We start from the raw sequence: 13,643 nt of genomic DNA, 5'->3' as shown, positions 1-13,643 counted from the left end.
TCCCCCGGCCCACGCGAAGAGCGTGGGCCTTCTTCCATTGGAACTTCCGTTGCCATGAGCACCAAACGTAACGCTGCTGCCAAACCTGCCGCCAAGGCCGAGCCGGCCAAACGCGCGTCGTCAAAGAGCACCTCCACCAAGGCCATTGCGAAGAACGGCACCAAGGACGACAGCGTGTCGCTTGCGCCGATCGTCGAGGCGATGCGCAAGCACCTGCCCAAGGCGCGCCACGCCGAGGCCGAAGCGTTCATCAACGCCTTCTACAAGCGCATGAGCAGCGACGAGCTGCCGCAGCACGACGCGCAGGGCTGGGCCGAGCTGGCCGCCGATTTCCTCGACTTCGCCCGCGCACGCAAGCCCGGTTCGGCGCTCGTGCGCCTGTTCAACCCGACGATGAAGGGCGAAGGCTGGGAGTCCACCCACACCGTCGTGCAGATCGCCAACGACGACATGCCGTTCCTGGTCGACTCGGTGACGATGGCGCTGGCCGAGCAGGGCATCGGCGTGCACGTGCTGGGCCACCCGGTGGTGCTGTTCCAGCGCGACAAGACGGGCAAGATCCTCGCCGTCGGCGAAGGCCAGCCCGAATCGCTGATGCATCTGGAAATCGACCGCCAGCCGGCCGAGGCGATGCCGAAGATCGCCAAGGCGATCGAAGCGGTGCTGGCCGACGTGCGTGCATCCGTGCGCGACTGGCCGCAGATGCAGGCCAAGATGCGCGAGGTCGCCGAAGAACTGGCGCAGCGCAACCTGCCCGTGAGCGAGGCCGGCAAGCGCGAGGCGCAGGAGTTCCTGCGCTGGGCGTCCGACAACCACTTCACTTTCCTGGGCTATCGCGAGTACGAAGTCGTCGAAAAGGGCGGCGCGGAAGTGCTCAGCGCGGTGAAGTCCTCGGGCATGGGCCTGCTGCGTGGTAAGGACGTGGGCAAGCCGCGCCTGCTGACCTCGCTGGCGGCGCATTACATGCCGCAGTCCGGTTCGGTCGATGCGCTGATCCTGACCAAGACCAACTCGCGCGCGACCGTGCACCGTCCGGGCTACATGGACTACATCGGCGTGCTGAGCTTCGACGCCAAGGGCAAGCCGGTGCGCGAGGAGCGCTTCCTTGGCCTGTACACCTCCAGCGCGTACAACCGTCGCCCGTGGGACATCCCGCTGGTGCGCCAGCGTCACAACTACGTGATGCAGCAGTCCGGCCTGAAGCCCGACAGCCACAGCGGCAAGGCGCTGCGCCACATCCTGGAATCGCTGCCGCGCGACGAGATGTTCCAGTCCAGCGAAGAGGAACTGCTGCGCACCGCGACCGGCATCCTCGGCCTGCAGGAGCGCGTGCGCAGCAAGCTGTTCCTGCGCCGCGACCGTTACGGCCGCTTCTTCTCGGTGCTGGTCTACATCCCGCGCGACCGCTTCAACACCGACGTTCGCCTGCGCATCGAGTCCATGCTCAAGCGCGAGCTGCACGGCGAGCACGTGGATTCCTCCGTCACGCTGGGCGGCGAATCGCCGCTGGCGCAGGTGCACCTGATCGTACGTCCGAAGTCCGGCGAGACGATCGAGACCGACAGCGCGAAGATCGAAGCCGAGCTGTCCAAGCTGGTGCGCAACTGGCAGGACGACCTGCGTGAGAGGCTGGTCGCCCGCCACGGCGAGCAGCGCGGCCTCACGCTCACCAACACCTACGGTCGCGCATTGCCGGCGGGCTACATCGAAGAAGTCAGCGCCGACGTGGCCGCCGACGACGTCGAGCACCTGGCCGCGCTGAGCGGTCCGGACGACCTACGCCTGAGCCTCTACCGCGCGCACAACGGCGACGGCGGCCTGCGCTTCAAGTTCTATCGCCAGAACGACGACATCCCGCTGTCGGACGCGCTGCCGATGATGGAGAACATGGGCCTGCGGGTGATCTCCGAGCACCCGTACCGCCTGCAGGCGAACGGCCAGACCGTGTTCATCCAGGACTTCGAGGTCGAGACCAACGATCCGAACCTGGACGTGTCCAACCTCGACGAGAACTTCGAGCAGGCCTTCGCGCAGATCTGGCGCGGCAATGCCGAGAACGACGGCTTCAACCGCCTGATCCTCACCGCCAACCTGTCGTGGCGCCAGGTCGCGATGCTGCGCGGCTACTGCAAGTACCTGCTGCAGGTCGGCGTGCCGTTCTCGCAGAGCTACGTGGAAGAAACGGTCAACCGTTATCCGCTGCTGGCGCGCCTGCTGGTGGAGCTGTTCGAAGCCAAGTTCGATCCGGTCACCGGCAACGAGTCCAAGGCCGAGATCAAGGCCGGCATGGAGCAGTTCCGCGCCCAGCTGCAGGCGCTCGCACACGGCGACGAAGCCACGCTCGCCACGCTGGAGCCGGCGATCGAAGCCCGCGCCGGCAAGCGCGACGTGCAGGTCGAAGCCACGCGCAATGCGCTCAAGGGTCTGTTCGACCGCGTCGCCAGCCTGGACGAAGACCGCATCCTGCGCAGCTTCATCGGCGTGATCGATGCGACGCTGCGCACCAGCTACTACATCCAGTACAAGGACGGCCTGCGCGCCGACGGCGGCCCGGCCGACTACATCAGCTTCAAGTTCGATTCGTCGAAGGTTCCGGACCTGCCGAAGCCGCGTCCGTATCGCGAGATCTTCGTCTACGGTCCGCGCGTGGAAGGCGTGCACCTGCGCTTCGGCCCGGTCGCACGCGGTGGCCTGCGCTGGTCCGACCGTCGCGAAGATTTCCGCACCGAAGTGCTGGGCCTGGTGAAGGCGCAGATGGTCAAGAACACCGTCATCGTGCCGGTCGGTTCGAAGGGCGGCTTCTTCGCCAAGCAGCTGCCGGATCCCACCGTCGACCGCGACGCGTGGTTCAACGAAGGCGTGGCCTGCTACAAGCGCTTCATCAACGGCCTGCTCGACATCACCGACAACCTGGTGAACGGCAAGGTCGTGCCGCCGTCGAACGTGGTGCGCCACGACAACGACGACCCGTACCTCGTCGTCGCCGCCGACAAGGGCACTGCCACTTTTTCCGACATCGCCAACGGCATCGCGCGCGCGCACGGCTTCTGGCTGGACGACGCGTTCGCCTCGGGCGGTTCGGTGGGCTACGACCACAAGGGCATGGGCATCACCGCGCGCGGCGCGTGGGAGTCGGTCAAGCGCCACTTCCGCGCCATGGGCCGCGACAGCCAGAAGGCGGACTTCACCGTCGTCGGCGTGGGCGACATGTCCGGCGACGTGTTCGGCAACGGCATGCTGCTGAGCAAGCACATCCGCCTGCTGGCCGCGTTCGACCACCGCCACATCTTCCTGGATCCGAACCCGGATGCCGCGAAGACGTTCAAGGAACGCGAGCGCATGTTCAAGCTGCCGCGTTCGAGCTGGGACGACTACGACAAGTCGCTCATCAGCAAGGGCGGCGGCGTGTTCCCGCGCTCGGCCAAGTCGATCATGCTGTCGCCGGAAATCAAGACGGCGCTCGGCATCGACGCGTCGATCACCGCGCTCAGCCCGGCGGAACTGCTCAGCGCGATCCTCAAGGCGCCGGTCGACCTGCTGTGGAACGGCGGCATCGGTACCTACGTGAAGGCGACGAGCGAGACCAACGCCGACGTCGGCGACCGCGCCAACAACGCGCTGCGCGTCAACGGTCGCGACCTGCGCTGCAAGGTGGTGGGCGAGGGCGGCAACCTGGGCATGACCCAGCTGGGCCGCATCGAGGCTGCGCAGCACGGCGTGCTGCTCAACACCGACTTCATCGACAACTCCGCCGGCGTGGACACCTCCGACCATGAGGTGAACATCAAGATCCTGCTCAACGGCGAAGTGCAGAAGAAGAAGCTGACGCTGCCCGAGCGCAACAAGCTGCTCGCGCAGATGACCGACGAAGTCGGCCAGCTGGTGCTCACCGACAATTACCGCCAGAACCAGGCCATCAGCCTGATGGAGCGGATGAGCGTGCATCGCCTGGGCTCCAAGCAGCACTTCATCCGCACGCTGGAATCGCAGGGGCTGCTGGATCGCCAGATCGAGTTCCTGCCGTCCGACGCCGAGATCGCCGAGCGCAAGTCGCGCGGTCAGGGCCTGACGCGTCCGGAGCTGGCAGTGCTGCTGTCGTACAGCAAGATCGTGCTGTTCCAGCAGTTGCTGGATTCCAACGTGCCGGAAGACCCGTACCTGTCGAAGGAACTGGTGCGCTACTTCCCGCAGCCGCTGCAGGCCAAGTACGCCAAGGCGATGGAAGGCCACCGCCTGAAGCGCGAGATCATCGCCACGGCGGTGACCAACTCGATGGTCAACCGCATGGGCGCGACCTTCACCCTGCGCATGACCGAGGACACCGGTCGCACGCCGGCCGAAGTCGCCGAGGCCTACACCATCGCCCGCGAGGCGGTGGATGCGCGCGACCTGTGGGCGCAGATCGACGCGCTCGACGGAAAGGTGCCGGAGTCGGTGCAGGTCGATGCGCTGCAGGTCATCTGGCACCTGCTGCGCTCCATGTCGCGTTGGCTGCTGTCGCGTCCGGGCAAGATGCCGGAAATCACGCATGCGATGGCGCGTTACAGCGACGGCCTCAACGCCGTTCGCGCCGCGCTGCCGGGCGTGCTCTCGGGCGTGCGTCGCGATGCATACGACGCGCGCGTGGCCGAGTGGAAGGGCAAGGGCGTGCCGGCACAGTTGGCCGAACAGCTCGCCGCGCTGCCGCTGCTGGAGTTCGGCTGCGATGTCGTGGAGATCTCGCTGGCCCGCAAGCTCTCGCCGCTGGAAGTGGCCAAGGCCTACTTCTCGCTCGGCGCGGCGCTGAGCCTGCCGTGGCTGTACGAGCAGGTGGAGCAGTTGCCGGTCGACGGTCGCTGGCAGGCACTGGCCCGCGGCGCACTGCGCGACGAGCTGGCCACGCAGGCGCGCTCGCTGGTCTCGCAGATCCTCGCCGAAGGCGGCAAGAAGCCGGCGGAGCAGAAGGTCGAAGCCTGGCTCAAGCGCGACGATTCCTCGCTGCGCTTCACGCTGGCGATGTTCGCCGACCTGCACAGCCAGAAGGCGCTGGACTACCCGACGCTGTCGGTGGCGGTGCGTCGCCTGGCGCAGGTTGCGTCGGCGGCGTAAACCGTCGTCGCAGTGGAATGAAGAAGCCCGGCCTGGTGCCGGGCTTTTTCTTTTGCGTGGATTGAACGCGCGGCGCCGGCCCGTCCATCCTTCGACTTCGGCGCTGCGCGCCTACGCTCAGGACGGACGGTGATGCTCGATCGCTGCCGCCTGAGCCAACGCGACCGCCCCCGTTCGTGCTGAGCGTAGGGCCGAAGTCGAAGGATGGACGGGCCGCCTGCGTCCCAAGGCAATCCGAACGTCATGCCTCGTCGGTTATGCTCCCCCCGTCACCCTGGAGCCGCCGATGACATCGACGCCCCGCATCGCTTTCCTCGCCAGCAACGCCGAAGAGGCGCAGCGCGCATTGCATTCGCTCACCGCGCGCCATGGCCAGCACGCACCCGAAGACGCCGACATCCTTGTACCGCTGGGCGGCGACGGCTTCATGCTCGCCACGCTGCACCGTTACGGCGGCCTGGGCAAACCGGTGTACGGCATGAAGCTGGGCACCGTCGGTTTCCTGATGAACCATCACGACGGCGAGGGCCTGCACGCGCGCCTGCATGCGGCCGAACCGGCCGTGCTGCGCCCGCTGGAGATGGTCGCGCAGACCGAGTCCGGTGCCACCGTCGGCTCACTGGCCTACAACGAAGTCTCGCTGCTGCGACAGACCCGCCAGGCCGCGCACCTGCGCATCGACCTCAACGGCGAGACGCGTCTGGACGAGCTGATCTGCGACGGCGTGCTGCTGGCCACGCCGGCCGGCAGCACCGCCTACAACTTCTCCGCGCACGGGCCGATCCTGCCGCTGGGCGCGAACGTGGTCGCGCTGACGCCGATCGCCGCATTCCGCCCGCGTCGCTGGCGCGGCGCCGTGCTCAAGGCCGACACCGAAGTGCGCTTCCGCGTGCTCGATCCATACAAGCGCCCGGTCAGCGCCACCGCCGACTCGCACGAAGTGCGCGACGTGGTCGAAGTGACCATCCGCGAATCGCACGACCGCACGGTCACGTTGCTGTTCGATCCGGAGCACAACCTGGAAGAGCGGATGCTGGCGGAGCAGTTCATCGCTGGGTGAGGCAGGCCGCTTGCGCGGCACTGCCGCGCGGCCTGCCGAACGCCCGGCCATGGATGGCCGGGCCGGGCGTTCCGAAGCCGATTGCGTTGCGCCATGGATGGCATGTCGACGCCTGCTGACGTAGCGCTTGCAAACGTTGACACGCGTGTCACAGCTTCGCGATTCCCTTCATGCCTTTCCATCCCGTCATTCCCGCGAAAGCGGGAATCCCGGGACGTTTCACGTTTTCACCAGTGGCTTGTCAGCGGCACAGCAACAGCAAATGGATTCCAGCTTCCGCTGGAATGACGCGATAGACGCGGAGCGCGTGATGGCCTGGATCCCGGCCTTCGCCGGGATGACAGGATTCATGGGGCGTGATGCAGCAGACCGGATGACGGCCTGGGTCCCAGCCTTCGCCGGGATGACAGGATTCATGGGGCGTGATGCAGCAGACCGGGTGACGGCCTGGATCCCGGCCTTCGCCGTGATGACAGGATTCATGAGGCGTGATGCAGCAGATCGGATGACGGCCTGGATCCCAGCCTTCGCCGGAATGGCGAATCGTGCGAGGCGATCGCATGCCCGCCTACGACGCCATCACCCTTGCGCACCCGCTCCACCCCGCACCCGCTCCACCTTCGGCGCCGACCACTCGTACTCCAGCATCGCCTTCTGCGGCCAATAGCTGCGCAGCACCAGCATGAAGGGGCCGTCCGGGACGGGCAGCCAGTTGGATTCCAGCGCGGGCCCCGGCGAGTCCTTCTGCAGGTGGATCGTGATGCCGCCGTCGGCGTCGGTCTTCAGGTCTTGCAGCATCGTCGAGCCGATGAGGTAGCGCTCCTTCGGATTGCGCACCAGCAACTGCTGCGGCAGCGTGTACGCGGTGACCGACCAGAACGCGTTCACCGGCGGCAGCTGGCCCTTGGCGAAACGCAGCACGTAACGGTTGCGGCTGCCGTCGAGGAGCTCATCGTTGCTGTCCATCTCGTACCGGCGGTAGATCGCCTCGGCGCGCGAGTTGCCGCCGATGCCCACCTGCGCGGCGGTGGCGCGGGCGATGTAGTCGTTGTTCAACTCCTCGCGCGTGCCGAACATCTGGTCGGCGCGGCCCGTCGCCGCGGCGCGGCGCGAGTCGATCTGTTTCTGCCCGTCGGCCATGCCGTCGGCCAGCGCCTGACGCACGGCGGGCGCCAGCGCCGCAATATCGATCGTGCCGCCCGGCACGACACCGATCCGCGCGAAGCCATCGCGCAGATGCTGCTCGGACGGATGCACCGGCGCGAACTGCAGCAGGAAGGCGAGTTGGTTGAAGAACTCCGGCGAGGTCCGCGTCTCCTGCGGCGACAACGGCGCGATCCACTGGATCTTCGGCGGCGGTTGCGGCGGCGTAGTCGCGGTGAAGGCCGACAGCGTCCGCAACTGGTAACCGGCCTGGATTCTGCGCACGTTCGCCATGTCGTCCGCGCCGAACAACTGCGTGCGCCCGCCGATCATCACCAGCTGCGTCTCGGAGCGGATCACCTTGTCGATGCCCGGCGGCGGCTGGCCCTCCCAGTCCGGGCCGGCGATCAGGAAGTGGCCGCCGCCGCTGCCCGTGGCGCGACTGCCGATGTAATCGAAGTTGAACGTGTACAGGTCGATGAGCTGGAACACGAAGTAGCGCTTCGGGTCCATCTGCGGAACGCTCAACACCACCGGTTCGCGGCGCAGGTCCAGGTTGGCCAGCGTGTAGGGCGTGTCGGCGTTGGGCGTGACGATGGCGGTGTCGTCCGGCGTGAACACGCGATCGAAGTTCAGCAGCGTGTTGAACGGCCCGCGATACAGCGGGTTCGCCTTGTCGATGCTGTAGGCGTGGATGATCCGGTACATCTCGACCATCGGATACCCGTAGACGTAGGCATCGCGCGCGATCTTGCGCGCTTCCTCCGGCGTGGCGGTGACGGCGGTGCCCGATGCGGGAGCGGGATCGGGCGCATCGCGCCGGCAACCCGGCAGCAGGAACGCGGGGAGCAGCAGCGCACCCAGGAGCACCGCGTTCTGGATCGGCCTGGCGGACATGGTGTCCTCCTTGCGGTTCGACTGGCACAAGCCGGCGGCCCCGCGCCGGACCGCGTCGCGTGACCCGTTGCCGCGGACACTACTCCCCCGGATGCAAGGGATGCATCAAGGCGGACCGGGCCCGGTCCGCGGTGGCGGCTTGGGGCACAATAGGCCCATGCCCGACCGTGATGCCGATCCGTTGATCGTCGCGATTTCCTCGCGAACCCTGTTCGACATGGAAGAAAGCCACGCGCTGTTCGAGCGCGAGGGCATCGATTCCTACGCGCAATTCCAGCGTGCCCACGAGGACGACCTGCTCGCGCCCGGCATCGCCTTCCCGCTGGTGCGCAAGCTGCTTGCGCTCAACGAGGGCGCGCCGCCGGACGCGCCGCGCGTGGAGGTCATCCTGATCTCGCGCAACTCCGCCGACAGCGGCCTGCGCATCTTCAATTCGATCGCCCACCACGGGCTGGCGATCAAGCGTGCGGCCTTCAGCAACGGCGCACCGCCGTATCCGTACATCCGTCCGTTCGGCGCCGACCTGTTCCTCTCGGCCAACGCCGAGGACGTGCGCAGCGCGCTGGCCGCCGGCGTCGCCGCGGCGACGTTGTTGCCGGCGAAGGCGCCACAAAAGCGCCACGACCAACTGCGCATCGCCTTCGACGGCGACGCGGTGATCTTCGACGACGAAGGCGAGCGCGTCTCGCGCGAAGGCGGCCTGGCGGCCTTCACCGAACACGAGCGCAGCCACGCCGGGCAGGCGCTGTCGGGCGGGCCGTTCCGCGGTTTCCTCGACGCGCTGCACCGCTTGCAGCAGGCCTTCCCGACCGGGCAGGGCTCGCCGATCCGCACCGCGCTGGTCACCGCGCGCTCGATCCCCGCGCACGAACGCGTGATCCGCACGCTGCGCCAGTGGGACATCCGCCTGGACGAGGCGCTGTTCCTCGGTGGCCGCGCGAAGGGGCCGTTCCTGGACGCCTTCGGCGCGGACATCTTCTTCGACGATTCCGAGCACAACATCCTGTCGGCGCGCGACCACGTCGCCGCCGGGCACGTGCCGCACGGGATCGCCAACCGCTAGTCGTCGCCGAGCTGGCTGCGGATCTCGCCGCCCGGATAGAGCGTGCTGTGCACGTTGGCGTAGGCATAGCCTTCGCGTAGCGCGCGTACCACTTCGTCCAGTTCGCCGGCGGCCACGCCCTGGCCGTTCGGACCGATGACATCGGAGGCGACGATCACGCCGGTGATGCGCCCCGGGGCTGCAGGGCAGGCCTGCGTGCCGACCGGGCCGTTGCCGAGGTTGGTGCACAGGAACGCGGCGATGCCGCCGTTCACGCCCTTCTGGCCGATGTGGATGTGCGCCTGGGTGACGGTGCCTTCCAGGTCGGCGTAGGCCAGCTCGTAGTGGATCGCGCCGCCGCCGGGTGCGATGCGGGCGCGGAAGCTGCCGCGGCCGTCGGTGGACAGGGCCGGGACTTCTTCGCTGCCTTCCAGGACGGCCCGGATCTGACGGTTTTCGGCGCGGGCATCGGACGCGGGGAATGCGGCCGCCGACAAGAGCACGGCCACTCCGAGCAGTGCGGTGCGGATCATGACGTTCACCTGCGGAACGCGGCGCGGATCACGCCGAGCGGACGGTGGTCCCGGCGCGGTTATCGGACGGTGAAATCCGGCCCTGGCGCCGCGCCCGGGCGACGGGCGGTCACGGCCCGATCAGGGCCTGCAGCGGCAGGCGGATGTCGGTCAGCTTCCAGCGCAAGCCGTCGCGCGTCAGCACGAACACCACCGGGTCGCCGTCGGCGTTGTGCACCGTGGCGGTGAAACGCGAGGGCGATTCAAAGCGATAGCGGGCATCGCGCAGCGGATCGGGAGGCGGGGTGTGCGCGAGGCCGTCGTTGGGATCGACACCGCCGCCGCTGATGCGATGGAGCAGCCCCCGTCCCTGCAGCACCGCGCCGATGCCGGCGGGCGTGGCGAGCATGTCGACGATGCCACCGGCGGCGCGGTTCGCCAGGCCCAGCGCGAACGCGCCCAGCGGGTTGTCCTGCATCCCGGCGCCCGCATTGCGCGCCAGCGTGTCTTCCACCTGCGCGCGCAGGCTGCTGCGCACGGCGTCGAAATCCACATGCCGCGACAGCGCCGCCGTGTCTTCCTGCGCGACCGCCTCGCGGATCGAATTGATCGTGAGGAAAGGACCGGCCGCGATCCAACCCGCCAAGGCCAGCAGCACGACGACGACCAGGGCGATCCACTTCTTCATGCGTGCGTTCTCGACGGGACGAAGCGCGATGGTACGGGCGGTGGCGCGCGCGTGGATGAAGCCGCCCTCACCGCGGTGGCTTGCATGGCAGATTTGCTTCGATCAGGCGTCGCCGACCGCGGCCTCGCGCCGCTCGCGTGCCGGCAGCACATGGGCCGCAAGCGCGACGCAGGCGATGGCCGCACCGGCGAGGAACGCCCAACGCCCCGCGCCCAGTTGCCACATGACCGCCGCCACGCCCGCACCGGCCACGCCGCCGATGCCGCCGCTGAAGCCGTACAGCAACCCCTGCGCGGCGGCCATGTCGCGACGCTGTGGGAACAGCTCGGCCATGCGCCGCATGCAGCCGGCGTGGAAGGCGGCGAAGCTCAGCGCATGGCCGCTCTGTGCAAGCGCCATCCACGCGAACGAGCCGCCGAACAGCGCCACGATCGTCCAGCGCGCGATGGTCGCCAGCAGGCAGGCGGTCATCAGCCGGTGCGCGCCGTAGCGCTGCACCAGACGCGGGGCAAGCCAGAACATCGCGATCTCGCAACTCACGCCGATCGCCCACAGCACGCCGACCGCGAAGCCGTCGTGGCCGTGGGCCTGCAGGTGCAGGGTGTAGAACACGTAGAACGGCCCGAAGCCCAGCTGCATCAGCAGCGCCGTCACCAGCAGGTGGCGCACGCCGGGGCGGCGCCACAGTTCGCCGCGCACGGTGGTTTCCGCGGCCGGTTGCGGGACCGGGCGATCTTCCCGGTGCAGCCAGGCCGCCGCGACCGTGAGCGCCAGCCAGGGCAGGGTGAGCCAGACGAAGGCGTCGTTGCCCAGGCGATCGAGCAGCCAGCCGTAGGTGCCGGCGACCACGAGGAAGCCGATCGAGCCCCACATGCGGATGCGGCCGTAGTCGTGGTTGCGCGCGCCCAGCGCGGAGAGCGTCATCGCCTCGAACTGCGGCATCACCGCGTTGAAGAACACGCCGAACCACGCCATCGCCACGAACAGCATCACGCCATGGTCGAAGCCGGCGAACGCCGCGAAGCCCAGCAGCGCGAGCGCGCAGCCGGCGACCAGCCAATGGCCCGGCGTGGCGCTGCGCGCGCTCATGCGCGCCCAGGTCGGCGGCGCGACGATGCGCCCGCCGTACCACAGCGCCAGCATCGCGCCCACAACGTAGCCGCCGTGACCGTTGGCCGCGACCCAGCGGCCGATGTAGGGCGTGTAGGCGCCCAACGCGCCGTAGTAGCCCAGATAGAACAGCGCGTAGCGGCGGAAATCGGCGGGGGACAAACGAGCGGCCTGCGGCGTGGGAACGCGGATTATGAGGGCGCGCGTGAGAGTGCGGACGTTGCCGCAACGTCGGCCCTCACCCCAACCCCTCTCCCGCTCGCGGGAGAGGGCTCGTGCACCCTCTCCGGCAGGCGGATGAGGGCAGGGACCTTGCCGCAACGTCGCCCCTAACCCCACCCCCTCTCTCCCGAACGGGAGCGGGGCTCCAACTGCGAGCGTTTCGCGGCGCCGGCGCGCCCGAGGCGTGCCGTGCACCATCGGGCGGTTCCCGCGCAAGCTGCACCGCACATCGCATCCGACCGTGCGATGGCTCAGTATGTGCGCCTTCCCAGCCGCTCCACACGAGGTACTTCCATGCAGTCATGGCTCCGGCGCAAGGACATCGACAAGGTCACCGTCCATGAGGAAGGGCGGCGGCTGGTGCCCACCCTGGGGTGGCCGCACCTGGTCGCGCTGGGCATCGGCGCCATCGTCGGCACGGGCATCTACACGCTGATCGGCGTGGGCGCGGACAAGGCGGGCCCGGCCGTGCTGCTGTCCTTCATCGTCGCCGGCATGGTCTGCGCCTGCGCCGCGCTGGCCTACGCCGAGATGTCGACGATGATGCCGGCGGCCGGCAGCGCCTACACCTACAGCTACACGGTGCTGGGCGAAGCCATCGCCTGGGTCGTCGGCTGGAGCCTCATCCTGGAGTACTCGCTGGTGGTGAGCACCGTGGCGGTGGGCTGGTCGGGCTACTTTGCCGGCTTCCTGCAATGGGTATCGCAAAACACAGGCTGGGACGTGACCCTGCCCGCGGCACTGGCCGCCGGGCCGCACGCGGGCGGCGTGATCAACCTGCCGGCCATCGTCATCACCTTCCTCGTCGCCGGCATGCTTATCGCCGGTACGCGCGAGAGCGCCACGCTCAACGCATTCCTGGTGGTGTTCAAGCTGATCGCGCTGGGCGTGTTCATCGCCGTGGCGCTGCCGGCGTTCGACAGCAGCAACCTGCAGCCGTTCATGCCGTATGGCTTCTCCAAGTCCACCGGCGCCGACGGCATGGAGCGCGGTGTGATGGCGGCGGCGGCCATCATCTTCTTCGCCTTCTACGGATTCGACGCGATCTCCACCGCCGCCGAGGAAACCAAGAACCCCGGCCGCGACCTGTCCATCGGCATCATCGGCTCGATGATCGGCTGCACGATCATCTACGTGCTGGTCGCGCTGGCTGCCGTGGGCGCGATGAGCTTCAGCGTCTTCAGCAAGAGCGCCGAACCGCTGGCGCTGATCATGCGCGAGCTCGGCCACGGCACCGCGGCGCTGGTGATCGGTATCGTCGCGGTGATCGCGTTGCCGACCGTGCTGCTGGCGTTCTTCTACGGCCAGAGCCGCATCTTCTTCGTGATGTCGCGCGACGGCCTGCTGCCGCGCAGCCTGTCGAAGGTGAACCCGCGCACCGGCACGCCGGTCGCCATCACCGTGTTCACCGCCGTGCTGGTCGCGGCGCTGGCGGGCGTGGCACGTCTGGACGAGATCGCCGCGCTGGCCAACGCCGGCACGCTGGTGGCCTTCATCGCGGTCGCGGTGTGCCTGCTCGTGCTGCGCGTGCGCGATCCGAACCGTCCGCGCACGTTCCGCACGCCGATGGCGTGGGTAGTGGGGCCGCTGGCGATCCTGGGCTGCCTGTATCTGTTCTGGAGCCTGCCGCACAAGACGCAACTGTGGTTCCTGGCGTGGAACGTCGTGGGCGTGGTGGTGTACCTGGCCTACAGCCGCCGCGCGAGCCTGCTGGCGAAGGGACAGGAAGCCTGATCTTTCGTCCACGCTTGAATTGCGAAAGGCGCCGGGTGGCGCCTTTCGTTTTTTGGGCCATGCACTTTCGCCCTTCCAGCGTTTGAATCGCCCGTCCAGCCATCACGCTTTCAGTCGTCATTCCCGCGAAGGCGGGAATGACGGTAT

8 protein-coding genes are annotated in these 13,643 nt (G+C 68.2%); 4 read left to right on the top strand and 4 right to left on the bottom strand.

Translation table 11 applies throughout. The features are described 5' to 3' along the window. Positions 1-54: 54 nt before the first annotated feature. Both JI752_RS00870 and JI752_RS00865 read left to right on the top strand, forming a co-directional pair. Positions 55-5,088 carry an NAD-glutamate dehydrogenase domain-containing protein gene (locus tag JI752_RS00870; protein ID WP_216958066.1) on the top strand — a complete coding sequence of 1,678 codons (5,034 nt, stop codon included), beginning with the start codon at positions 55-57 and terminating at the stop codon, positions 5,086-5,088. Positions 5,089-5,374: 286 nt separating this feature from the next. After that, positions 5,375-6,148 carry an NAD kinase gene (locus JI752_RS00865; protein ID WP_216958064.1) on the top strand — a complete coding sequence of 258 codons (774 nt, stop codon included), beginning with the start codon at positions 5,375-5,377 and terminating at the stop codon, positions 6,146-6,148. A 579-nt stretch (positions 6,149-6,727) separates the two neighbouring features. On the opposite strand, the gene JI752_RS00860 is transcribed toward JI752_RS00865, so the two are convergent. After that, complete coding sequence (locus JI752_RS00860; RefSeq protein WP_216958062.1) at positions 6,728-8,188, bottom strand: DUF1254 domain-containing protein; 1,461 nt, start codon at positions 8,186-8,188, stop codon at positions 6,728-6,730. A gap of 157 nt (positions 8,189-8,345) precedes the next feature. Between JI752_RS00860 and JI752_RS00855 the strand changes: the two genes are divergently transcribed. After that, positions 8,346-9,251: a 5'-nucleotidase gene (locus tag JI752_RS00855; RefSeq protein ID WP_216958060.1), complete on the top strand. Its 906-nt coding sequence runs from the start codon at positions 8,346-8,348 to the stop codon at positions 9,249-9,251. Here JI752_RS00855 and JI752_RS00850 read toward each other — a convergent pair. The 3 genes from JI752_RS00850 to JI752_RS00840 form a co-directional block, all read right to left on the bottom strand. Further along, positions 9,248-9,763 carry a CHRD domain-containing protein gene (locus JI752_RS00850; RefSeq protein WP_216958058.1) on the bottom strand — a complete coding sequence of 172 codons (516 nt, stop codon included), beginning with the start codon at positions 9,761-9,763 and terminating at the stop codon, positions 9,248-9,250. The genes JI752_RS00855 and JI752_RS00850 overlap by 4 nt on opposite strands. A gap of 109 nt (positions 9,764-9,872) precedes the next feature. Beyond that, positions 9,873-10,430, bottom strand: coding sequence for a DUF2939 domain-containing protein (locus JI752_RS00845; protein ID WP_216958056.1), 558 nt, complete (start codon positions 10,428-10,430; stop codon positions 9,873-9,875). Between the two features lie 102 nt (positions 10,431-10,532). Next, entirely contained in the window at positions 10,533-11,702 is a 1,170-nt protein-coding gene (locus tag JI752_RS00840) for an MFS transporter (RefSeq protein WP_216958054.1), read from the bottom strand. A gap of 354 nt (positions 11,703-12,056) precedes the next feature. Here JI752_RS00840 and JI752_RS00835 point away from each other — a divergent pair, with 354 nt between their 5' ends. Next, entirely contained in the window at positions 12,057-13,496 is a 1,440-nt protein-coding gene (locus tag JI752_RS00835; protein WP_216958052.1) for an amino acid permease, read from the top strand. Positions 13,497-13,643 lie beyond the last annotated feature (147 nt).

This window comes from Lysobacter sp. MMG2, assembly GCF_016735495.2.
GTDB lineage: Bacteria > Pseudomonadota > Gammaproteobacteria > Xanthomonadales > Xanthomonadaceae > Lysobacter_J.
The sequence above is the reverse complement of the archived record's forward strand: the minus strand, read 5'-3'. Positions and strand labels throughout refer to the sequence as shown.